The organism is Streptomyces sp. NPDC048473 (assembly GCF_043200155.1).
GTDB lineage: Bacteria > Actinomycetota > Actinomycetes > Streptomycetales > Streptomycetaceae > Streptomyces.
Genome location: NZ_JBICXE010000037.1, coordinates 33,904 through 55,404 on the forward strand (window position 1 = coordinate 33,904; position 21,501 = coordinate 55,404).

The following is a 21,501-nucleotide window of genomic DNA, read 5'->3' on the forward strand; positions in this document are numbered from 1 at the left end:
CAGGGGACACCGCAGATGAGCTACAACCAGCCGGGCCCGTACGGCGGGCAGCCTCCGCAGGGCCAGCCCGGACCGTACGGTGGCCAGCCGCCGCAGGGCCAGCCCGGCCCGTACGGCCAGCAGCCGCAGGGCCAGCCCGGCCCGTACGGTCAGCAGCCGGGTCCGTACGGCGGTCAGCCCCCGCAGGGTCCGCCGCAGGGCCAGCCCGGTTACGGGTACCCGCAGCAGGCCCCCCAGGGCGTCCCGCCGCAGCAGCCGCCCCAGCCGGGCTACGGCTACCCCCAGGCCCAGCAGCCGGGCCCGTACGGCCAGCAGCCGCCGACGCCCCCGTACGGCGGCCAGCAGCCCTACGGCGGCGAGCCCCCGTTCCCCCCGGCTCAGCCGAAGAAGAAGACCGGCCTGATCATCGGCGGCGTGGTCGTGGCGCTGGCGGTCATCGCGGGCGGGGTGTACTTCCTGACGTCGGGCGGGGGCGCGAGCAACAGTGATGTCGCGGACTCCACCAAGGGCTACAAGCTGACGCCGGCCGCCTCGGTCGACGAGTACAAGACGCAGTCGGCGGGATCGACTCCGTCGGCGCCGTTGACCGGCAGCGGCAAGACGGAAGCCGAAAAGTTGGGGATCAAGAATCCCCAGCAGACTGTGGCTCAGTACAGCACAGGCTCTGAGGAAAATCTCACCGTGAAGAGCCTCACGTTCCAGGGCATTTGGGGCGATGTCACCGACCCCGCAAAGGTCATCGACAACTCGTTCGCGAATACCGAGAACGACATGAAGAAGAGCAACGAGGGCATGAAGTACTCCCTCGTCGGCAGCCCCAAGGCAGTGACTCCGTCCGGGTTCAAGGGGGCACTGATGAAGTGCCAGGACATGAAGGTGACCAACAGCAAGGGCGACGGCACCGCACAGGGCGGGCCCAAGGAGTTCACAGTTCCCGTCTGTGTGTGGGCCGACTACAGCACAGTCGGTGTGCTCATGGGTCTCGACGTGGCGCAGTCCATGGCCGGCAAGGGCATGCCCCAGGACGACGTGGCCGCCCTGACCGCCAAGCTCTACAACACCTCACGCACCAAGATCTGATCGCAGCACCGCCAAAGGGGCGCCCGGCCAGTCCACCTGGCCGGGCGCCCCTTGCGTTCACGTACCGCTACGCGGACTTCTCGTGCCGCCCGCCGTCGCCCTTGCCGATGGTCCGCGGCTCGCGCGGGACCAGCGTCGGGTTCACGTTGTTGCGGACGACGTCCGCCGTGATGACGACGCGGGCGACGTCCTTGCGGGACGGCACCTCGTACATCACGGACTGGAGGACCTCTTCCATGATGGCCCGCAGGCCACGCGCGCCGGTGCCGCGCAGGATCGCCTGGTCGGCGATGGCCTCCAGGGACGGGCGGTCGAAGTCCAGCTCGACACCGTCGAGTTCGAACAGTCGTTGATACTGCTTCACCAGCGCGTTGCGCGGCTCGACGAGGATCTGCAGCAGCGCCTCACGGTCCAGGTTGTGGACCGAGGTGAGGACGGGCAGCCGGCCGATGAACTCCGGGATCATCCCGAACTTCACCAGGTCCTCCGGCATGACCTCCTGGAACTGGTCGCTCGCCTCGATCTCCCGCTTGGAGCGGATCGTCGCGCCGAAGCCGATGCCCTTGGCGCCCGCCCGCGACTCGATGATCTTCTCCAGACCGGAGAAGGCACCGCCCACGATGAACAGCACGTTCGTCGTGTCGATCTGGATGAACTCCTGGTGCGGGTGCTTCCGGCCGCCCTGCGGCGGTACGGAGGCGGTGGTGCCCTCCAGGATCTTCAACAGGGCCTGCTGGACGCCCTCGCCGGAGACATCGCGGGTGATCGACGGGTTCTCGCTCTTGCGGGCGACCTTGTCGATCTCGTCGATGTAGATGATCCCGGTCTCGGCCTTCTTGACGTCGTAGTCCGCGGCCTGGATCAGCTTCAGCAGAATGTTCTCGACGTCCTCGCCGACATAGCCGGCCTCCGTCAGCGCCGTCGCGTCGGCGATGGCGAACGGGACGTTGAGCATACGGGCCAGGGTCTGCGCGAGAAGCGTCTTGCCGGAGCCCGTGGGGCCCAGCAGCAGGATGTTGGACTTGGCCAGTTCGATGGCGTCGTCGCGGCCCTGCGCGCCGCCGTTCTCGCCCGCCTGGACCCGCTTGTAGTGGTTGTACACAGCGACCGAGAGGGCCTTCTTCGCGGGCTCCTGCCCGACGACGTACCCCTCGAGGAACTCGTAGATCTCGCGCGGCTTGGGGAGTTCCTCCCACCGCACCTCGGAGGTCTCCGCGAGCTCCTCTTCGATGATCTCGTTGCAGAGATCGATGCACTCGTCGCAGATGTACACACCGGGTCCCGCGATGAGCTTCTTCACCTGCTTCTGGCTCTTTCCGCAGAACGAGCACTTGAGCAGGTCGCCGCCATCACCGATGCGTGCCACGAGGTGCTTCCCCTTCGCCTGGGAGCAGCTTGGTTCAGCGGCTCCTGGTGCCTCTATCCGACGGTACCTTGCCTTGCCCCCTGTTCGGGCCCCCCTTGGCACGGTTCACACGGCCGAGACCGTGTGAAACCGCCGTGCCAAGAGGTGAAGGCCGAGGTCAGGCGAGCGCTCCGGCCCCGGTCTTGCGGGTCGACACGATCTGGTCGACGAGACCGTAGGCGAGGGCTTCCTCGGCGGTCAGGATCTTGTCGCGCTCGATGTCGTCGCGGATCTTGTCGATCGGCGTGGTGGAGTGCTTGGCCAGCATCTCCTCCAGCTGGGTGCGCATCCGCAGGATCTCGTTGGCCGCGATCTCCAGGTCGGAGAGCTGCTCACGGCCGGTCTGCGAGGACGGCTGGTGGATCAGTACACGGGCGTTGGGCAGCGCCATCCGCTTGCCGGGCGTACCCGCGGCGAGCAGCACGGCCGCGGCGGAGGCCGCCTGGCCCATGCAGACCGTCTGGATGTCCGGCTTCACGAACTGCATCGTGTCGTAGATCGCGGTGAGCGCGGTGAACGAGCCGCCGGGGCTGTTGATGTAGATCGAGATGTCCCGGTCCGGGTCCATCGACTCCAGGCACAGCAGCTGCGCCATGACGTCGTTGGCGGAGGCGTCGTCGATCTGCACGCCCAGGAAGATCACGCGCTCCTCGAAGAGCTTCGCGTACGGGTCGTACTCACGCACGCCCTGCGAGGTGCGCTCCACGAAGCGCGGCACGATGTAGCGGTTGTCCACCTGCGGGCCGGTGTAGAGGCCGCTCGCGGAGGCGCCGGGGAAGTTGTTCATGTGGGTGTTCACCATCCTGGTGGCGTTCTGTGGCTGGGTGTCTCGGCGTACGAGAGGTGCGCGGGGCGGTGGAGCCGGATCCGGTGGGTACCGGATCAGGCGCCGGTGCCGCCGCCGCCCGGAACGCCCGATGCGACCGTGATGATCTCGTCGATGAGGCCGTACTCCTTGGCCTCCTCCGCCGTGTACCAGCGGTCGCGGTCGCCGTCGCGGATGATCGTCTCGACCGTCTGGCCGGAGTGGCGGGCGGTGATCTCCGCCATCCGCTGCTTGGTGCGCAGCAGGTACTGGGCCTGGATCTTGATGTCCGAGGCCGTACCGCCGATGCCGGCCGAACCCTGGTGCATGAGGATGTCGGTGTTCGGGAGCGCGAAGCGCTTGCCCGCGGTGCCGCCGGTGAGCAGGAACTGGCCCATCGAGGCCGCCATGCCCATACCGATGGTGACCACGTCGTTCGGGATGTACTGCATGGTGTCGTAGACCGCCATGCCGGCCGTCACCGAACCACCGGGGCTGTTGATGTAGAGGTAGATGTCCTTGTCCGGATCGGCGGCAAGGAGAAGCAGCTGCGCCGTGATCTTGTTGGCGATCTCATCGTCGACCTGCTGACCGAGGAAGATGATGCGCTCGCCGAGCAGTCGGCTGTAGACCTGGTCACCGAGGCCTCCACCGAGGGACGGCTCTCCGGCGGCGTAGGGCATCAGATTCGTCACGTATCCACCTGCTCGTCTCTGACGGCTCCGGCCGTCTCAGCGTCTTCGTACCGGGTGGGCGGGGACTCCCCTGCCCTTCCTATTCATGGACCCTAACGCGCAGGTAGGACAACGCCATCCCGCTTCCGCAACTGTTCGCTGGGAGCGCAAGCTCCGCAGTCCGCACAAGGGTTGCGGGGCACCGTACGCCATACGACGACGGGCTCCGAACGCACAGCGTCCGGAGCCCGTCGTACGGGTTCAGCGCGAGGCTCAGGCCTCGTTCTTCTCCTCGGTGGCCTCGGCAACGGCCTCGGCGGTGCCATCGGCGGCCTCGACCGTCTCGATGGCCTCCTCCTCGTCGTCCTCCAGCTCGACGACCTCACCGTTGGTGTCGACGACCTTGGCGGCCTCGACGACCACGGCCAGCGCCTTGCCGCGGGCGACCTCGCCGACGAGCATCGGCACCTGGCCGCCCTCGACGACGGCCTGGGCGAACTGGTCGGGGCTCATGCCGGAGGTAGCAGCACGCCGCATGAGGTGCTCGGTGAGCTCCTCCTGGTTGACGTTCAGCTTCTCCTTGTTGACGATCTCGTCCAGGATGAACTGGGTCTTGATGCCCTTGATCGCCTGCTCGGAGGTCTCGGCCTCGAACTCCTCGACCGTCTTGCCCTGGATCTCCAGGTACTTGTCGAGGGTCAGACCCATCTGACCGAGCTGGTGGTGCTCCAGGTTGTGCTTGCGGGTCTGGACCTCGTCCGCGAGCAGCTTCTCCGGAATCGGGACCTCGGCCAGCTTCAGCAGCTCGTCGAGGACGCGCTCCTGGGCCTGGGTGGCCTGGTCGAACTGCTTGGTGTTCTCGAGGCGCTTGCGGCTGTCCGCCTTCAGCTCGTCGAGGGTGTCGAACTCGCTCGCCATCTGGGCGAACTCGTCGTCCAGCTCGGGGAGCTCACGGGCGGCGACGGCGGTGACCTTGACGGTGACCTCGGCCGCCTTGCCCTCGGCCGAGCCGCCCTTCAGCTCGGAGGTGAAAGTGGCCTCGCCACCCGCCTCCACGCCGGTGACGGCGGCGTCGATGCCGTCGAGGAGCTCGCCGGAACCGATGGTGTACGAGACACCCTCGGCCACGCCGTCCTCCAGGACCTCGCCGTCGACCTCGGCCTGCAGGTCGATCGTCACGACGTCGCCATCGGCGGCGGCGCGCTCGACCGGGTTGGTGGAGGCGAAGCGCTCGCGGAGCTGCTCCACGGCCTTCTCGACGTCCTCGTCGCTGACCTCAAGGGCGTCGACGGTGACCTCGATGCCGGAGTAGTCCGGAATCTCGATCTCGGGGCGTACGTCAACCTCGGCGGTGAAGGCCAGCAGCTCGCCGTCCTTCAGCTCGGTGATGTCGACCTCGGGCTGGCCGAGGACGTTGAGCTCACCCTCGTTGACAGCCTCGGTGTAGAACTTCGGGAGGGCGTCGTTGACGGCCTCCTCCAGCACCGCACCGCGGCCGAACCGCTGGTCGATGACCCGGGCGGGGATCTTGCCCTTGCGGAAGCCCTTCACCGTGACCTGCTGGTTGATCTTCTTGTACGCCGCGTCGAGGCTGTCCTTGAGCTCCTCGAAGGGCACCTCGATGCTGAGCCGAACCCGAGTCGGGTTCAGGGTCTCCACGGCGCTCTTCACGGTTCGGTCTCCTTGTGGCTGACTTTTTGGGGTTCTGCTCCGCCGCACGGTGGCGGCTTCGCGGACCGAGCCCGGTACATCAGACACACGGGCACGCATTTTGCATAGTAACGGCAAGGAGACGGACTCCCACAATGCGATCTTGCCCGTGGTCTGCGATCCAGCAAATGGTCCGTGATCTTGCCGGTGGTCGGGGTGGCCGGATTCGAACCGACGACCTTCCGCTCCCAAAGCGGACGCGCTACCAAGCTGCGCCACACCCCGTCGGTGCGACACGAAGGGTACATGCAGACAGGCAGTCCAGCCGCCGCTTTGCGCGAGCGGCACCGAACGCGACACCGGGTGACCGCAATCGGGTGTGCGGGCAGCGCCCCCGACCCGCTACGATGCTTCTCGTGCCGCCGGTCCCCGGACCTGCGGTGCGGTGCTTGCGGGCGTAGCTCAATGGTAGAGCCCTAGTCTTCCAAACTAGCTACGCGGGTTCGATTCCCGTCGCCCGCTCCATGCTTGGGCCCGGTCCGACGAATTCCTGTCGGACCGGGCCTTTTGCGTTCTGCCCGCGTTCTGCCGGGCCTCTCGCGCCGGAGCGCGGGTGCCGGCTCGGCCGGATCAGAAGGTGATCTGGTTGATGGACTCCGCTATCGAGTCCATGAACCTCTGGATCGACGGCGCCATGCCGGTCGACGCCAGGAAGAAGCCGAAGAGCACCGCGACGATCGCGGGTCCGGCCTTGATGGAGCCGCCCCGGATCAGGACCACCAGGATGATCGCCAACAGAAGCACCACAGACAGTGAAATGGCCACGACTGATCACACCCTTGGTCGGTCCGCCTTGCCGGCCCGGAGGTGTGCGGCCGAGCACTCCTCCGTTCCGTCCATCGTGCCACCAACTCCCCTGTGGTCGCTGCCAGGTGACGGATCGAACGGACGGGATCGCGCCATCCTTGCGCCCCGCGTGCGCCCGGGGGCGCACGGCCGCACGAGGGGTGGCACAGGGCCCCGCCAGGGCTCCGCGCACCTGTCGCGCGTCTGTGAGTGAACTGTGAATCAAACAATCACAACAACTTGCGACTGTGATGGTTTCCATATCCACACACTTCATTCACATGCAATTCCAAGGTTTGAGTGCGACGAAATTCACCCCACCCAACCGCCTGGCTATATGCACCATTTAAGGGGGATGAAGCCGGGCATAGCGGGCGGTTTTTGGCGGTTTCGCTTTTGATTGGACGCGGACATGTAATATCCGTGGGCGGTTTTACGAATTGCAATCGGGGCGTCTAAGGTGCTTTAGATGTTCCACGCTCCGAACGTATTTCAGAGGGCCCCGCTCCCATCGGCGACCCGGGAGTCGGAGCCCAGACGCCAAGGGACGATGACTGCCACCGCGGCACCCCCCGCACCGGTGGCGAACAAGCCCCCGGCCGCCGCGCCGGCGAAGAAGCGTGACGCCTACTTCGACAACGCCAAATATCTGGCCATCGTGCTCGTCGCGGTGGCGCACTCGTGGGAACCGGTGATGGATGGCAGCCGGACCGCCCGTGCGCTGTACATGGTGGCGTACACCTTTCACATGCCGGCGTTCATCATCGTCTCCGGCTATTTCTCCCGCTCGTTCGACATGTCCGCCGCCAAGGTAAAGCGCCTGGTCACCGGCGTCGCCGTGCCCTATGTGGTGTTCGAGACGGCGTATTCGCTGTTCAAGCGGTACGCGGACGACTCGCCCGATCAGCCGATCAGCCTGATCGACCCCTGGTATCTCACCTGGTTCCTGATCGCGCTGTTCATCTGGCGGATCACCACACCGCTGTGGCAGGCGCTGCGTCATCCGCTGCCGGTGGCGCTCGTCATCGCCGTGCTCGCCTCGTTCTCCCCGACGATCGGCGACGATCTCGATCTCCAGCGGGTTCTGCAGTTCCTGCCGTTCTTCGTGCTGGGACTCCGGCTGAAACCCGAGCATTTCCAACTGGTGCGCCGGCGTGAGGTGCGGATGCTCGCGCTCCCGCTGTTCGCCGGGGCCCTGCTGTTCGCGTACTGGGCGGCACCGCGGATGCAGCTGGGCTGGTTCTACCGCAGCAACAGCGCGGCAGAGATGGGCGCCCCGTGGTGGTCCGGTGCCGTGATGACACTGGCGATGTTCGGCTGCGCGCTGCTGCTCACCATCGGGTTCCTGTCCTGGGTGCCGCGCCGCCACATGTGGTTCACCGCGCTCGGAACCGGAACGATCTGCGGCTATCTGCTGCACGGATTCCTGATCAAGGGCGCCGGATACGCCGGGGTGTTCGACGCCTACGCATGGCTCTCCACGCCCGGCGGTCTGGTCCTCGTCTCACTGGTCGCGGCCGGTGCGGTGACGCTGATGTGTACGCCGCCGGTACGGCGGGTGCTGCGCCCGGTGACCGAGCCGGACATGAACTGGGCGTTCCGGCGCGCCGCGTCCAGACTCTGATCCGAGTGGATCAGCCCTTCGCCGTGTTGGCTTGAACCGATTGCTCGGCGGACGAATCACCTGGGGTGAGCCCGAGCAGCCCCCGTACCTGTGCATACTTCTCGGCCAGTCGGGTACGGGTCGCCGGTTCCAGCACGGCGAGGCGGGCCGGGTCGGCGTTGTGTGCCAGGTCGGACTCCTTGACCAGCAGGGCGCCCGGGGTGTCGAGGATGCGCCGGGTGTACGAACCGAGGTCCTCGCCGTCACGTTTGGTGACGGCGAGGACCATGTCCTTGACCTGCTGCGGCAGCGCGGCGGCGGCCAGCCATTCCTCCGACAGTGCGTCGTCCTCGACGGCGTCGTGCAGCCACGCCGCGGCGATCTGTTCGTCGCTGCCGCCCCTGATCCTTACGCCCTCCGCGACGGCGGCGAGGTGTTCGGTGTACGGGCGTCCCGACTTGTCCCGCTGGTCGGCGTGGGCCTTGCGGGCGATCGCCTCGACTTCGGCCAGGGTCAGATGTGCGCGCGGCGTGGTCATGGTCCGACTCTACGGACGGGCGGCCGTTCTGCGCAGGGCCGCGCGGGCCGGGACCGTTGCGGCGGCGAGGCCGAGCCCGACGGTCGCGGCAACGAACGATCCGTACAACACCGGCGGAATGTACGGCGATTCGCCCGTCAGCCCCTTCATCATCGGGATCAGCGTGGCCAGCGCGATGGCGGTGCCGAGCACGGCTCCGGCCACCGTGACGAGCAGCGCCTCCCGGCGGATCATGCCCATGACCTGGCGGCGGGTGGAGCCGATGAGGCGGAGCATGGTCAGTTCGCGGCGGCGGTCGAGGACGGTCATCACCAGGGTGTTGACGGCGGCGACGGCGGCGAATCCGCCGAGGACCGCGGCCATGACGGTGTTGGCCCAGGCATTGAGCTCACGGTTCTGGTCCTGTGCGGCGGCGTAGCCGGACCGGTCGGTGACGGTGCCGAGCGCGGTGAGCTTCTGTGCGGCAGCGGGGGTGGCCCGTACCAGCAGGTCGGAGGCGTACGGCGAGGTGACGTGGCCCTTCAGGTCGGCGGCGGGCAGCGTGACGATGCTGGTGCCCAGGCCGCGCCCGTAGACGGCGACGATCTTCGGTGACGCCTTGGTGCCGTCCGGGAGGCGCAGAGCCAGCCGGTCGCCGGTGCCGAGCTCCGTGGAGCCGGCGAGGGTGGTGTCGATGGCGACGGTGCCGGGCCGCAGGCCGGTGAGCGATCCGGTCCGGACGTCGAGGTCCTGGACCTTGGCGAGGTCACCGCCGGAGCCGATGACCCCCTGGGCGGAGGTGTTCTGGAGCATCCGGCCGCCGCCCGATCCGGTGGGCACCAGGACGGAGCCGCGGAGCAGGCCGACGGCGGTCGAGACACCGGGGGTGGCGGCGGCCCGCGCGGTGGCGTCGGAGGCGAGTCCTGCCGGTGCGGAGACGATGTGGTCGGCGGTGATGGCGTCGCGCTGTTGGTGGGCGATCACCCGGTCCTCGCTGGTGTGCATGAAGACGAGCGTCGAGGAGAAGGCCATGGCGAGCACGATCGGGGTGATCGCGGAGGCCAGCCGGCGGGAGTTCGTACGGGAGTTGGCGGCGGCCAGCGAACCCGGCGCGCCGGTGGCGCGCAGCGGGAGGCCGATGACGGCGGCGCAGATCCGGGCGATCAGCGGGCCGAGCAGGCCGACCGCGAGCATGAAGAGCATGACGACGCCGAGTGCGGCGTTCGCCGCGTCGCCACCGGTCGTGGAGGCGGCGACGCCTGCGAAGACTCCGCCGCCGATGAGGGCTGCGATGCCGAGCGGGGTACGGATCCAGCCGAACGGCGGGCGTTCCACGGCGGACTGGGCGAGAGCCAGCCCCGGCTTGGTCTTCGACGGCCGGCGGGCGGCGAAGTATCCGGCGCTCAGCGCGGTGAGCATCGTGGCGGCCGTGGCGATGGTCAGCGGCAGCCAGGACACGTGCAGACCGACGGCTTCGGGGATGGCTCCCCTGTCCCGGAGCTGCCCGAACCACCAACGGGCCAGGGCGATTCCGGGCAGGCAGCCGAGTGCTCCGGCGAGCGGGGCGATGAGCATGGACTCGGTGGCGATGGTGCGGCGCAGCTGGCGTGGGGTGGCTCCGATGGCGCGCAGCAGGGCGAATTCGCGGCTGCGCTGGCCGACGGAGAGGGCGACCGTACCGGCGGCGGTGAAGACGGCGACCATGGCGGCGATGCCGCCGAAGGAGCCGCCGAGGCCGGTGAGGAGCTCCTTGGCGCTCGCGAGACTCGCATCCTCGACGCCGCCCCGGCCGTCGCCTGTGTGGACCTTGGCGTCGGCGGTGTGGCCGACGGCCTTGCGTACCTGGTCGGCGAGGGTGTCGGCGGAGGTACCGTCGGCGGCGAGCACGGCGATGGCGTCGACCCGGCCGGGGTGGCCGGAGAGCTGCACGGCCTGCCGGTCGGCGAACCAGACGGTGGCGTCGGTGGCGGTGGTGCCCGCGATACGGAACTCCCGTGCGCCCGCCGGTGTGTCGAGGGTGATGTTCTCGCCGACCCGGCCCTTGGTGCCGGTGGGGACGACGACTTCGCCGGCCCCGGGCGCGTCGCCGGTGAGCAGTCGCGTACCCGTGAGGGCGGTGGAGCCCCAGCCGTGAGCGGTGAGGGGGGTGTTGTCCTGCTGTACGGAGTAGCTGACGTCCCCGATCGCGGCTGCCGCGCCGGGGGCCGAAGCGGCCTTGCCCACCAGGGATTCGGGGAGCCGTGCGGTGTCCGGGACGAGTGCGCCGGCGTCGTTCTTCTCGTCGCCGCTGCCGACCATCAGGTGGATCTGCTGGTCGGCGGCGACCACCACGGGTGCCTTGGCGTAGCGGTCCGCGGGTACGGAGGCGCGCAGGCCGGTCTCCAGCAGGATGCCGCAGGCGGAGACGATCGCCGCGGCCAGCAGGAGCGCGACGAAGGTTCCGACGAACGACGAGGGTTTGAAACGAACGGCCGCGCGGGCGAGGCCGTTCGGGATGTGCGGGGTGAACATCAGGCTGCTGCTCCTGCGTAGGCGGGGGCGGTCAGTGCGGTCATCCGGGCGGCGATCTGTGCGGCGCCGGCGCGCGGCAGGCTGTCCGCGATCGCGCCGTCGGCGAGGAAGAGCACCCGGTCGGCGTAGGCGGCGGCCGCCGGGTCGTGGGTGACCATGACGACGGTGGCCCCGAGGCTGTCCACCGCGTGCCGGAGCAGGGCGAGGATCTCGGCGGCGGTGGTGGTGTCGAGGGCGCCGGTCGGCTCGTCGGCGAAGACCACATCGGGCTGGGTGACCAGGGCGCGGGCGACGGCAACGCGCTGCTGCTGGCCGCCGGAGAGCTGGCCGGGGCGACGGTCGCCCTTGTCGCCGAGGCCGACCCGGGCGAGCATCTCGGCGGCTGCGCGGCGGCTGCGGGCGGAGCCGGTGCGCTGTCCGGCCAGGCGCATGGGCAGGACGACGTTCTGCTCGACCGTGAGGGACGGGAGCAGGTTGAAGGCCTGGAAGACGAAGCCGAGGCGGGTGCGGCGCAGCTCGGTGAGCCGGTTCTCGCTCATGCCGGTGATCTCGGTGCCGCCAAGACGTACGGAGCCTTCGGTGGGGCGGTCGAGTCCGGCCGCGCACTGCAGGAAGGTCGACTTTCCGGAGCCGGAGGGGCCCATGACGGCGGTGAAACTGGCGCGCGGGAGGGCGAGGTCGATGCCCCTCAGGGCGTGGACGGCGGAGCCTCCGCGGCCGTACTGCCTGCGGACGCCTCGCAGTTCCACGGCGAGGTCCGAGGGGCCGGGCCCCTGGTGGATGCCCGCCGTGTACTGCCTGTCCTGCGCGCCCTGCTTGGTGCGTCGCAGCCCCATGGTGTCCGCCTTCCGTTGCTCGCCGACCGGTTCTCCGGCCGGCAGTACGAACGTACGGATCATGGGCGGGTCCGGACCATGGCGGCTGCTGGCGGATCGGGGGTGGGGCAAACCCCAGGGTGCTGCCGGGGGTGGGCAGACCCCGGGGTGCTGCCGAGGGTGCGCATAGTTGCCACGTCAATCGTTCGGTAAACTAATTACTGACGATTTCTTGATGCTCTCTTGACCTACCGAAGGATCAGGCTCATCGGACACGCAGACACGCTCATCGCCATGGGCGGCGCCTTCCTCGCCGCCGCCGTTCTCGCCCGCGTCGGCAGCCGCATCGGACTGCCGACCATCCCCCTGTTCATCCTGGCCGGAATCCTGCTCGGCCCGCACACGCCCGGCATCGTGCTCGTCGCCGACCCGCACGACCTGGAGATGCTCTCGGCACTCGGTCTGGTGCTGCTGCTCTTCTACCTCGGCCTCGAATTCCATCTCGACGACCTCAAGGCCGGCGGCCGCAAGATGGCGCTCGCCGGTGGCACCTATCTCGCCCTGAACGTAGGAGCCGGGCTCGGCTTCGGCTTCGCGCTGGGCTGGGGCACGTCCGAAGCGCTGGTCCTCGCCGGTGTGCTCGGCATCTCGTCGTCGGCCATCGTCACCAAGGTCCTGGTCGACCTGGGCCGGATCGGCAATCCGGAGACCAAACCGATCCTCGGCATCATCGTCGTCGAGGATGTGTTCCTCGCCCTCTATCTGGCCGCCCTCCAGCCGATCCTGTCGGGCGCCGACAGCCTCTCCGCCGCGGCGGTCGACGGCGGCAAGGCCTTCGGCTTCCTGCTGCTGCTCGCCCTGGCCGCCCGGTTCGGCACCAAGGTCATCGGCAAGCTGATCAACACCCGTGACGACGAACTCCTCGTCATCTCCTTCCTCGGCGCCGCGGTCTTCGTGGCGGGAGTCTCGGAGTGGTTCGGGGTGGCGGACGCGATCGGCGCCTTCATGGTCGGCCTGATGCTCGGCAGTACGTCCTCCGGCACCCGCATCCTCAAGCTGGTCCACCCGCTGCGTGACGCCTTCGGTGCGATCTTCTTCTTCGCCTTCGGCCTCTCCATCAACCCGGGCGATCTGCCGACCGTGCTGTGGCCGGTGCTGGCCGCCGTCGCGGTGACCCTCGCCATGAATGTCTTCGCCGGACTTGCCGCCGCCAAGGTGTACGCGTTCGGTCCGCAGGCCACGGCGAACATCTCCACCACGCTGGTGGCCCGCGGCGAGTTCGCCCTGATCCTCGCCACGATGGCGGCGACCGCGGGGCTGGACGAACGGCTCTCCCCGTTCATCGCCGGATACGTACTCGTCCTCGCGGTCCTGGCACCGCTGGCCGCCGGAAGGTCGCACTGGCTGGCCCGCATCCTGCCGGGCGGGCGGGGCCGGGGTGAAGACAGGCCCACGTTCCGGTGATGGATCAATTCCTGTTGACGTACGCCCGGTTCAGGACGTTTGCGTACGGTTCAGGATCTGCGCGACAACAGCAGCAGCGCCCGGTCGTCGTTGACGTCCTTGGCGCATGCTTCGATCAGATGCCAGGCCGCGCCCTCGAAACCGGTGGCGACATAGCGGTCGGCCTCACCGGTCAACCGGTCGATGCCCTCCGCGATGTCCCGGTCGGACGCCTCGACCAGACCGTCCGTGAACAGCATCAGCACGTCGCCGGGGGCCAACGAGCCCTTCACGGCGTCGAACTGCGCCCCGTCGTACACCCCGAGCAGCGGGCCCTCCGCGGCCATCTCCTCCCACTGGCCGCTGCCCGAATGCAGTTGCAGGGCCGGCGGGTGACCCGCCGAGAGGAGTTCGTAGTCGCCCGATTCGAGGTCCAGGACCAGATGGATCGAGGTGGCGAAACCCTCGTCCCAGTCCTGGCGCAGCAGATAGCCGTTGGCCGCCGGCAGGAAACCGTGCGGGGGCAGCGAGCCGAGGAGGCCACCGAAGGCGCCGGACAGCAGCAGGGCGCGGGAGCCCGCGTCCATGCCCTTGCCGGAGACATCGGTGAGTACGGCCTCCAGGGTCCGTCCGCCGTTGGTACGGGCGGCGACGACGAAGTCACCGGAGAAGGACTGTCCGCCCGCCGGGCGCAGCGCCATCTCGCGGTGCCAGCCCTGCGGCAGCCGGGGCAGGGCGCTCTGCACCCTGATGCGTTCGCGCAGGTCGAAGAGCATGGTGCCGCCGCGTCGCCACGGCACACCGACCCTGGCCCGGAACTGAGCGAGGACCAGACCGAAGAAGCCGCAGGCCGCGACCACCAGGACGATGCCGGGTGTCACCCGGGCCGGGCCGTCCTCGTACGGGCCCAGTCCGAGCGACTCCACGATCAGGGCCGTTGCGGCGGTCGCGTACAGACCCAGCAGGCTCGCGGGCCGCAGCAGCAGACCGCCCGCGACGATCGGCAGGACGAGCGCGGCCGGTGAGCACCACACCGGGTTGAGCAGGGTGGCGCAGGTGATGGCCGGAATGGTGAGCAGCAGACCGGCCAGCGCGATCCAGTCCGATCCGTCGCCGCGGAAGTAGTCGACACCGGACTTGCGCAGCGCGATGCGTGCCCGGTGCGCCGATTTCCGCAATCGGGCCGGGTACGAGTCTGCTCCTGTGCGACGGGCCATTGCGGGGACCTTATCCACCCGGCCGCCTCCGGTGCAGGGGGACCCCATGACAATGTGTTCGAAATCGGGTCGACCGGCCGCCGCACCCCTGATAGGGATGGCCCATGACTACTGAGCTGCGCGTGTTGCGACCGTCCGAATGGAACGAATGGTTCGAATGTCTGGAGCTCGCATTCGGCGGTGTCGCAGAGGCCCCCGAGCAGCGCGAGCTGGACGAGCAGTTGACCGAGCACGAGCGGTCGATCGGAATCTGGGACGGCACCGATGTCGTCGCCACGGCCGGGGCGTTCAGCTTCCGGGTCGCCGTGCCGGGTGGGGCGCTGGTGCCTGCCGCCGGGGTCACGATGGTGAGTGTCGCGTCCACCCACCGCAGGCGCGGGCTGCTGACCTCGATGATGCGTCGGCAACTCGACGACGTCCGGGCGCTGGGTGAGCCGATCGCCGTCCTGACGGCGTCCGAACCGGTGATCTACGGCCGGTTCGGCTACGGCGCTGCCTCGCGGCAGATGTCCCTGACGATCGACACGGACCGGGTGCGGCTGACGGTGCCCCAGGGCACGGACGAGGTGCGCCTGCGTCACGCGAAGCCGGACGAGGCGATGGCCGCGTGCGAGGGCGTGTACGAGCAGTTGGTGGCCGGCCGTCCCGGCACGCCGGCCCATGGGCCCGGCTGGGAGCGGAAGCCGATGGTCGACCCGGTGAGTTCCCGGCAGGGCAGTTCGGCGCAGCAGTGCGTGCTGGCGGAGCGCGACGGGCAGATCGTCGGCTATGTGACGTATCGCATCAAGCCGGACTGGGAGCCGGCCGGGCCCAAGGGCACGGTCGCGGTGAACGATCTCGCGGCACTGGACCCGGCGGCGTACGCGGCGCTGTGGCGGTTCGTCTTCGAGATCGACCTGACGTCGACGGTCGAGGCGCGGAACCGGCCGGTCGACGATGCGGTGCTGCACCTGGTGTCGGACGTGCGGCGATGCAACATCCGGGTCCGGGATTCGCTCCATGTGCGGCTGGTGGAGCTGGGGGCGGCGCTGGAGGCGCGGGCGTACCGGGCGCCGGTGGATGTGGTGTTCGAGGTCGAGGACGCGTTCTGCCCCTGGAATGCGGGGCGTTGGCGGCTCACGGGCGACGCGAAGGGGGTTGCGTCGTGCCGGCGGACCGATGATGCGGCCGATCTCGCACTTTCGGTACGGGAGTTGGGCTCGGCTTATCTGGGCGGGGAGTCGCTGAGCGCGTTGGCCCTGGCCGGGCGGGTACGGGAGCTGCGGGCGGGCGCGCTGGCGGAGGCGTCGCTGGCGTTCTCGTCGGACGCGGCGCCGTGGTTGCCCAGGGGGTTCTAGGGGCGCCGTGGTCGTCCGGCGGCCGCTTTGTCCTCGATCGCCGGACGGGCTGGGTTTCGCCGGGCGCGGCGGCGAGCCTGCGCGTCTGGGGCGGAAAGCTTGACTCGGGCCTCCCGCCCGGCCGCTTTGTCCTCGATCGCCGGACGGGCTGGGTTTTGCCGCGCTAGGCGCGCTGGCAGACCGGGCACCAGAAGAGGTTGCGGGCGGCGAGATCGGCGGTGCGGATCTCGCCGCCACAGATGTGGCAGGCCTGCCGGGCCCTGCGGTACACGTACACCTCGCCGCCGTGGTCGTCGACCCGCGGCGGACGCCCCATCGCCTCCGGCATGTGCTCGGGGCGGACCGTGTCGATCCGGTTGTTCCGTACGCCCTCGCGCATCAGCACCACCAGGTCGGCCCAGATCGCGTCCCACTCCGCACGCGTGAGGTCCTTGCCCAGGCGGTACGGGTCGATCCCGTGCCGGAACAGCACCTCCGCGCGGTACACGTTGCCGACCCCCGCGATGACCTTCTGGTCCATCAGCAGGGCCGCGACGGTGATACGACTACGGGAGATCCGCCGCCACGCCCGCTCGCCGTCCTCGTCGGGCCGCAGCGGGTCCGGGCCGAGGCGGTCGTGTATCGCGCGCTTCTCGGGGTCGGTGATCAGCGCACACGTGGTGGGGCCGCGCAGATCCGCATGGTGGTCGTCGTTCACCAGGCGCAGCCGGACCGTGTCGGTGGGCGGCGGGGCCGGGGTCGTACCGAAGCCGAGCTTGCCGAAGAGACCCAGGTGGATGTGGACCCAGCCGGCGCCCTCGAAACCGAGGAAGAGGTGCTTGCCGTGGGCGTCGACGCCGGTGAACGTCCGGCCGTCGAGCAGCGCGGCGCTGTCGGAGAACTTGCCCTGCGGGCTGCTCACCCGCACCGGCCGCCCGGCGAACCTGTCCCGGTGGTCCGCCGCGAGGCGGTGGATCGTGTGTCCCTCGGGCACGACGGCGACTCTCCTCGGTGACGTGGGGACGTGACGCGGTGACGCGGGGAAGTGACTGTGCCGCCGGGAGCACCGGCGGCACAGGGGCGGAGGCCGGTCAGCCCTGCTGCGGGTGGTGGGCCGGGATCGGGGGGAGCTCGCCGGTCGTCTCATACGCCGTCAGCATCTCGATGCGGCGGGTGTGACGCTCCTCGCCCGAGTACGGGGTGGCGAGGAAGATCTCGACGAACTTGGTGGACTCCTCCACCGAGTGCATCCGGCCGCCGATGGCGACCACATTGGCGTCGTTGTGCTCGCGGCCCAGCGCGGCGGTCTGCTCGCTCCAGGCGAGTGCGGCGCGCACGCCCTTGACCTTGTTGGCGGCGATCTGCTCACCGTTGCCGGAGCCGCCGATCACGATGCCGAGGCTGTCCGGGTCCGCGGCCGTCTTCTCGGCGGCGCGCAGGCAGAACGGCGGGTAGTCGTCCTGGGCGTCGTAGATGTGGGGGCCACAGTCGACGGCCTCGTGGCCCTGGGCCGTGAGCCACTCGACGAGGTGGTTCTTGAGTTCATAGCCGGCATGGTCCGAGCCGAGGTACACGCGCATGTTCCGAGTGTGGCACGAGCATCGCCGGGTAAGCGCCATCGGGGTCGGGACCCTCCGACCGGGTCCGCCCGGACTCGCCGGACCGGCGGCGGGACCTCCGTGTGGGCTCCATGTGCGGGCTCTGTGTGTGCAACGCCACTCGGACAACGATCCGGTCAACGATTCGGAAGAGGGACTTCCGCTTCTGCGGTTCGGCGAGCTTCAATGCATCGCCGGTTGTCGCACCACCCTGCGGTGACCGGGCACGCACCGCGCGATCCGAAAACGTAAGGATTCGATCCATGACGTCGCAGACGACTCTGGCCGGACCGGGCCACGAGCCCGGCAAGCCGGACCGGTCGAACGGGCCGGACGCACCGGGCTCCTCCGACGGTCTCCAGGCAGGTCTCAAGAACCGCCACCTCTCGATGATCGCCATCGGTGGCGTGATCGGCGCGGGCCTCTTCGTGGGCTCCGGCGCAGGTATCGCCGCCGCGGGACCGGCCATCCTCCTGTCGTACGCCCTCGTCGGCCTGATGGTCGTCTTCGTGATGCGGATGCTCGGCGAGATGGCCGCGGCCCGTCCCAGCTCGGGCTCCTTCTCCGCCTACGCCGACCAGGCGCTGGGCCGCTGGGCCGGCTTCTCGATCGGCTGGCTGTACTGGTTCTTCTGGGTCGTGGTGCTTGCCGTCGAAGCCACGGCGGGTGCCAAGATCCTGGAGGGCTGGGTGCCGGGCGTCCCGCAGTGGGCGTGGGCGCTGATCGTGATGGTCGTGCTGACCGCGACGAACCTGGTCTCGGTCGGGTCGTACGGCGAGTTCGAGTTCTGGTTCGCCGGGATCAAGGTCGTGGCGATCGGTGCGTTCGTGGTCGTCGGACTGCTCGCCGTCTTCGGACTGCTGCCCGGCTCGGACAACCCCGGCTCCGGGCTCGCCCATCTCACCGACTCCGGCGGGTTCTTCCCCAAGGGGCCCGGCGCCATCCTCACCGGTGTGCTGATGGTCGTCTTCTCCTTCATGGGCAGCGAGATCGTCACGCTGGCGGCCGGCGAGTCCGAGAACCCGCAGCGCGCCGTCCAGAAGGCCACCAACAGCGTGATCTGGCGGATCGCCGTCTTCTACCTGGGCTCGATCTTCATCGTGCTCACCCTGCTGCCGTGGAACGACGCCTCGATCCTGGAGGAGGGCAGCTATGTGGCCGCGCTCAACTCCATCGGCATTCCGCACGCCGGTCAGGTGATGGACGTCATCGTGCTGACGGCCGTGCTGTCCTGCCTCAACTCCGGCCTCTACACCGCCTCGCGGATGGCCTTCTCGCTCGGCGGCCGCGGCGACGCGCCGAAGGCGTTCGCCCGGACGAACAAGCGGGGCGTGCCGCAGGCGGCCATCCTGTCCTCCGTCGTCTTCGGCTTCGTCGCCGTGTTCTTCAACTACCAGTGGCCCGACACCGTCTTCCAGTTCCTGCTGAACTCCTCCGGCGCGGTCGCCCTGTTCGTCTGGCTGGTCATCTGCTTCACCCAGCTGCGGATGCGGGGCATCATCCTGCGCGAGTCGCCGGAGAAGCTGGTCGTACGGATGTGGCTCTTCCCGTACCTCACCTGGGCGACCATCGCGGCGATCTCGTTCGTCCTCGTCTACATGCTGACCGACGACAGCGGACGCGAGCAGGTGCTGCTCTCGCTCCTCGTCGCGGCCGTGGTGGTGGCGATCTCGCTGGTCCGTGAGGTCCGGAACCGCAAGAACCGCACTGCTGTGGAAACGCCCAGCAATACCTGACGGCCGATGTCAGGTTTAACGAGAAGGCTCTCCCTCGCAACGCCACCGAGCGAGCGATCGGAGAGCCTTCTCATGTCTTTTGCCCCTGCCCAGGTCCCGGCCGATGTCCCGGCCAACGTCCCGGCCGATGTCCCGGCCGGTTTCCAGACCGGTTTCGCCGTCCGTCCCGACCTCGTCGTCGAGGCCGCCCACGCCGATGACGTACGGACCGCCGTGGCCGACGCCGCCGGGCGTGGCCTCCCGGTCCGCGTCCATGCCACCGGCCACGGACTGCCCGGGGCCGTCGAGGGCGGGGTGCTGATCAGCACCCGCCGGATGGACTCCGTCGAGGTCGACCCGGTGCTCCGCACCGCCCGGATCGGCGCGGGCGTCACCTGGGGCCAGGTCATCGAGGCCGCCGCACCGCACGGCCTCGCCCCGCTGAACGGCTCCTCCCCGGGGGTCGGCGCCGTCTCCTACACCCTCGGCGGCGGTCTGGGCGTACTGGCCAGGGAATTCGGGTACGCCGCCGACCACGTGCGCGCGCTCGACGTGGTGACCGCCGACGGCGTACCGCGCCACGTCTCCCAGGACAGCGAGCCCGATCTCTTCTGGGCGCTGCGCGGCGGCGGACACCGGCTCGGTGTCGTGACCGGAATGGAGATCGGGCTGGTCGAGGCCGGGCGGCTGTACGGCGGCTCCATCGCCTTCGACGGGGACGGGGGCATGGCCGACGCGGTCATCCGGCGCTATCTGGAGTGGACCCGGACCGTCCCTGACGCGCTGACGTCCTCGCTGTCCGCCCTGCGGTTCCCCGACCTCCCGCAGATGCCGGAGCCGATGCGCGGCCGGTATGTGATCTCGGTGCGGGTCGCGTACACCGGCAGCACGGCGGAGGGCGAGCGGATGGTCGCGCCGCTGCGGGCGATCGGGCCGGCGCTCGCGGACTCGCTGCGGGAGATGCCGTACACCGACAGCCACACCATTCACAACGACCCGCCGTTCCCGCACGCCTACTACGGCGACAGTGTGGTGCTCGGCGATCTGGACGCGGAACGTGCCGTGCGCACGCTGGAGCTGACCGGGCCGAAGGCGCCGATGATGACGGTGGTCCAGCTCAACCACCTGGGCGGCGCGCTGGCCCTGCGGCCCGCCGTCGACAACGCGGTGCCGTACCGCGAGGCCGGATTCCTGCTGCGGCTGCTGTCGCCGCTCGACGGTACGGACGTGGCGTCGGTACGGGCCCTGTACGCGGAGGTGGCCGAGGTGCTCGCCCCGCTCGCCCTGGGCCGTTCGCTGAACTTTTCCTTCGGCGGCGGGGACCGCACCGACGGCTTCCACGATGCGCGGACGAAAAAGAGGCTCGCCGGTCTGGTGTCGCGTCACGACCCGGCGAGCCTCTTCGGAGGGAGCTACGGCATCAGCCGCGACGGCCGATGAGCTTCCAGGAAGCGGGCAGCGCGCCCATCGCCAGCGCCGCCTTCAGCGCGTCGCCGAGCAGGAACGGCACCAGGCCGGCCGCGATCGCGGCGCTCGCCGACATGCCGGTGGACAGCGCCAGGTACGGAACGCCGACCGCGTAGATGACCGCGGAGCCGAGCACCATCGTGCCCGCGGTGCGCAGCACGGAGCGGTCGCCGCCGCGGCGGGCGAGGCCGCCGACCACGGTGGCGGCGAGCAGCATGCCGAGGACATAGCCGAACGAGGCGCCGCCCGCGCCGGAGCTGCCACCCGCGAACCACGGCATACCGGCCATGCCGACGAGCGCGTACACGGCGAGGGAGAGGAAGCCGCGGCGGGCGCCGAGCGCGGTGCCGACGAGAAGCGCGGCGAACGTCTGGCCGGTGACCGGGACCGGGGAGCCGGGGACCGGAACGGCGATCTGGGCGGCGATGCCGGTGAGCGCGGCGCCACCGAGGACCAGGGCCGTGTCGACGGCGTAACGGTGCCTGGCGGCGGGCAGCAGGTCGGCGAGGACCGCTCCGGTACGGGCAGGGGCGGCGGCAGCAGTGCTCATCGGGACTCCGCGGGGTGAGGGCAGGTGGGGACAGACTGAGGCTGACGTTAGCCCACGGGTTAACGCTCGATCACCATCAGTGGCCCACAAAGCGGTGGTTGAGGCATTGGTGGGGTTCACACAAAGGGACTTGCACAATCGCGTAATGGCGTGATGCTCGTCACTGAGGCAGGGGCGGATCGGCTCATATTTTGCCGGGAGAGGCCATCAGGAGAGACTGTAGGTTCCTGCCAAAATCGTCCAGGAACCGCCCAGGGTCGGCCGGCGGCCGCACCGACCGTCGCCCCGT

Annotated in this window: 18 protein-coding genes and 2 tRNA genes; 7 read left to right on the plus strand and 13 right to left on the minus strand. The window is 69.3% G+C overall.

Features of this window, described 5'->3' with window-relative positions:
* Positions 1-15: 15 nt before the first annotated feature.
* The gene (locus ACGFU7_RS37190) at positions 16-1,080 is read left to right on the plus strand and encodes a hypothetical protein (RefSeq protein ID WP_393702009.1); all 1,065 of its coding nucleotides are present in this window, start codon (positions 16-18) and stop codon (positions 1,078-1,080) included.
* Between the two features lie 67 nt (positions 1,081-1,147).
* Here the strand turns inward: ACGFU7_RS37190 and clpX are convergent, their stop codons facing one another.
* From clpX to ACGFU7_RS37215, 5 genes are all read right to left on the minus strand, one after another.
* Complete coding sequence (gene clpX, locus ACGFU7_RS37195) at positions 1,148-2,446, minus strand: ATP-dependent Clp protease ATP-binding subunit ClpX (RefSeq protein WP_393702010.1); 1,299 nt, start codon at positions 2,444-2,446, stop codon at positions 1,148-1,150.
* A gap of 157 nt (positions 2,447-2,603) precedes the next feature.
* Positions 2,604-3,287 (minus strand): ATP-dependent Clp protease proteolytic subunit, encoded by a 684-nt coding sequence (locus ACGFU7_RS37200; RefSeq protein ID WP_351253748.1) that lies wholly within the window; start codon positions 3,285-3,287, stop codon positions 2,604-2,606.
* Positions 3,288-3,367: 80 nt separating this feature from the next.
* Complete coding sequence (locus ACGFU7_RS37205; protein ID WP_393702064.1) at positions 3,368-3,973, minus strand: ATP-dependent Clp protease proteolytic subunit; 606 nt, start codon at positions 3,971-3,973, stop codon at positions 3,368-3,370.
* Positions 3,974-4,237: 264 nt separating this feature from the next.
* Entirely contained in the window at positions 4,238-5,635 is a 1,398-nt protein-coding gene (tig, locus tag ACGFU7_RS37210) for a trigger factor (protein ID WP_393702011.1), read from the minus strand.
* A gap of 187 nt (positions 5,636-5,822) precedes the next feature.
* Positions 5,823-5,899, minus strand: a tRNA-Pro gene (locus tag ACGFU7_RS37215).
* A 166-nt stretch (positions 5,900-6,065) separates the two neighbouring features.
* On the opposite strand from ACGFU7_RS37215, the gene ACGFU7_RS37220 reads away from it, so the two are divergent.
* Positions 6,066-6,139 (plus strand) — tRNA-Gly (locus ACGFU7_RS37220).
* Positions 6,140-6,244: 105 nt separating this feature from the next.
* On the opposite strand, the gene ACGFU7_RS37225 is transcribed toward ACGFU7_RS37220, so the two are convergent.
* On the minus strand, positions 6,245-6,439 hold the full coding sequence (locus ACGFU7_RS37225) for a hypothetical protein (protein WP_393702012.1): 195 nt from the start codon (positions 6,437-6,439) through the stop codon (positions 6,245-6,247).
* Positions 6,440-6,929: 490 nt separating this feature from the next.
* Between ACGFU7_RS37225 and ACGFU7_RS37230 the strand changes: the two genes are divergently transcribed.
* A complete protein-coding gene (locus ACGFU7_RS37230) occupies positions 6,930-8,084 on the plus strand; it encodes an acyltransferase family protein (RefSeq protein WP_393702013.1) in 1,155 nt (384 codons plus the stop codon).
* A 10-nt stretch (positions 8,085-8,094) separates the two neighbouring features.
* On the opposite strand, the gene ACGFU7_RS37235 is transcribed toward ACGFU7_RS37230, so the two are convergent.
* From ACGFU7_RS37235 to ACGFU7_RS37245, 3 genes are read right to left on the minus strand one after another with little or no spacing between them, the layout of a single operon-like run.
* A complete protein-coding gene (locus ACGFU7_RS37235) occupies positions 8,095-8,601 on the minus strand; it encodes an HD domain-containing protein (RefSeq protein WP_393702014.1) in 507 nt (168 codons plus the stop codon).
* A 9-nt stretch (positions 8,602-8,610) separates the two neighbouring features.
* Positions 8,611-11,091, minus strand: coding sequence for an ABC transporter permease (locus ACGFU7_RS37240; RefSeq protein ID WP_393702015.1), 2,481 nt, complete (start codon positions 11,089-11,091; stop codon positions 8,611-8,613).
* Entirely contained in the window at positions 11,091-11,927 is an 837-nt protein-coding gene (locus ACGFU7_RS37245) for an ABC transporter ATP-binding protein (RefSeq protein ID WP_393702066.1), read from the minus strand. The genes ACGFU7_RS37240 and ACGFU7_RS37245 overlap by 1 nt, the downstream gene beginning before the upstream one ends.
* Before the next feature lie 273 nt (positions 11,928-12,200).
* Here ACGFU7_RS37245 and ACGFU7_RS37250 point away from each other — a divergent pair, with 273 nt between their 5' ends.
* A complete protein-coding gene (locus tag ACGFU7_RS37250; protein WP_393702068.1) occupies positions 12,201-13,370 on the plus strand; it encodes a cation:proton antiporter in 1,170 nt (389 codons plus the stop codon).
* A 50-nt stretch (positions 13,371-13,420) separates the two neighbouring features.
* Here ACGFU7_RS37250 and ACGFU7_RS37255 read toward each other — a convergent pair whose 3' ends face one another.
* Complete coding sequence (locus ACGFU7_RS37255; protein WP_393702017.1) at positions 13,421-14,566, minus strand: PP2C family protein-serine/threonine phosphatase; 1,146 nt, start codon at positions 14,564-14,566, stop codon at positions 13,421-13,423.
* A gap of 104 nt (positions 14,567-14,670) precedes the next feature.
* Here ACGFU7_RS37255 and ACGFU7_RS37260 point away from each other — a divergent pair, with 104 nt between their 5' ends.
* Positions 14,671-15,903 carry a GNAT family N-acetyltransferase gene (locus ACGFU7_RS37260; protein WP_393702019.1) on the plus strand — a complete coding sequence of 411 codons (1,233 nt, stop codon included), beginning with the start codon at positions 14,671-14,673 and terminating at the stop codon, positions 15,901-15,903.
* A 163-nt stretch (positions 15,904-16,066) separates the two neighbouring features.
* Here the strand turns inward: ACGFU7_RS37260 and ACGFU7_RS37265 are convergent, their stop codons facing one another.
* Positions 16,067-16,876: an Fpg/Nei family DNA glycosylase gene (locus ACGFU7_RS37265; protein ID WP_393702020.1), complete on the minus strand. Its 810-nt coding sequence runs from the start codon at positions 16,874-16,876 to the stop codon at positions 16,067-16,069.
* A gap of 97 nt (positions 16,877-16,973) precedes the next feature.
* Positions 16,974-17,462 (minus strand): ribose-5-phosphate isomerase, encoded by a 489-nt coding sequence (locus ACGFU7_RS37270; protein ID WP_362193899.1) that lies wholly within the window; start codon positions 17,460-17,462, stop codon positions 16,974-16,976.
* A 281-nt stretch (positions 17,463-17,743) separates the two neighbouring features.
* Here ACGFU7_RS37270 and ACGFU7_RS37275 point away from each other — a divergent pair, with 281 nt between their 5' ends.
* Together ACGFU7_RS37275 and ACGFU7_RS37280 are read left to right on the plus strand one after the other, a co-directional pair.
* The gene (locus ACGFU7_RS37275) at positions 17,744-19,216 is read left to right on the plus strand and encodes an amino acid permease (RefSeq protein ID WP_393702022.1); all 1,473 of its coding nucleotides are present in this window, start codon (positions 17,744-17,746) and stop codon (positions 19,214-19,216) included.
* A gap of 72 nt (positions 19,217-19,288) precedes the next feature.
* Positions 19,289-20,635: an FAD-binding oxidoreductase gene (locus tag ACGFU7_RS37280; RefSeq protein ID WP_393702023.1), complete on the plus strand. Its 1,347-nt coding sequence runs from the start codon at positions 19,289-19,291 to the stop codon at positions 20,633-20,635.
* On the opposite strand, the gene ACGFU7_RS37285 is transcribed toward ACGFU7_RS37280, so the two are convergent.
* Positions 20,616-21,212, minus strand: a complete 597-nt coding sequence (locus tag ACGFU7_RS37285; protein ID WP_393702025.1) for a biotin transporter BioY — start codon at positions 21,210-21,212, stop codon at positions 20,616-20,618. The two genes, ACGFU7_RS37280 and ACGFU7_RS37285, sit on opposite strands and share 20 nt — an antisense overlap.
* Positions 21,213-21,501: the final 289 nt, after the last annotated feature.

Bases quoted from the DNA above. Each gene is read 5' to 3' on its own strand.
- ACGFU7_RS37255 (WP_393702017.1), bottom strand. From the start codon at position 14,566: ATGGCCCGTCGCACAGGAGCAGACTCGTACCCGGCCCGATTGCGGAAA.
- ACGFU7_RS37260 (WP_393702019.1), top strand. From the start codon at position 14,671: ATGACTACTGAGCTGCGCGTGTTGCGACCGTCCGAATGGAACGAATGG.
- ACGFU7_RS37245 (WP_393702066.1), bottom strand. From the start codon at position 11,927: ATGGGGCTGCGACGCACCAAGCAGGGCGCGCAGGACAGGCAGTACACG.
- ACGFU7_RS37250 (WP_393702068.1), top strand. From the start codon at position 12,201: ATGGGCGGCGCCTTCCTCGCCGCCGCCGTTCTCGCCCGCGTCGGCAGC.
- ACGFU7_RS37285 (WP_393702025.1), bottom strand. From the start codon at position 21,212: ATGAGCACTGCTGCCGCCGCCCCTGCCCGTACCGGAGCGGTCCTCGCC.
- ACGFU7_RS37270 (WP_362193899.1), bottom strand. From the start codon at position 17,462: ATGCGCGTGTACCTCGGCTCGGACCATGCCGGCTATGAACTCAAGAAC.
- ACGFU7_RS37240 (WP_393702015.1), bottom strand. From the start codon at position 11,091: ATGTTCACCCCGCACATCCCGAACGGCCTCGCCCGCGCGGCCGTTCGT.
- ACGFU7_RS37205 (WP_393702064.1), bottom strand. From the start codon at position 3,973: ATGCCCTACGCCGCCGGAGAGCCGTCCCTCGGTGGAGGCCTCGGTGAC.
- ACGFU7_RS37280 (WP_393702023.1), top strand. From the start codon at position 19,289: ATGTCTTTTGCCCCTGCCCAGGTCCCGGCCGATGTCCCGGCCAACGTC.
- ACGFU7_RS37200 (WP_351253748.1), bottom strand. From the start codon at position 3,287: ATGGTGAACACCCACATGAACAACTTCCCCGGCGCCTCCGCGAGCGGC.
- ACGFU7_RS37230 (WP_393702013.1), top strand. From the start codon at position 6,930: ATGTTCCACGCTCCGAACGTATTTCAGAGGGCCCCGCTCCCATCGGCG.
- ACGFU7_RS37275 (WP_393702022.1), top strand. From the start codon at position 17,744: ATGACGTCGCAGACGACTCTGGCCGGACCGGGCCACGAGCCCGGCAAG.
- ACGFU7_RS37190 (WP_393702009.1), top strand. From the start codon at position 16: ATGAGCTACAACCAGCCGGGCCCGTACGGCGGGCAGCCTCCGCAGGGC.
- ACGFU7_RS37235 (WP_393702014.1), bottom strand. From the start codon at position 8,601: ATGACCACGCCGCGCGCACATCTGACCCTGGCCGAAGTCGAGGCGATC.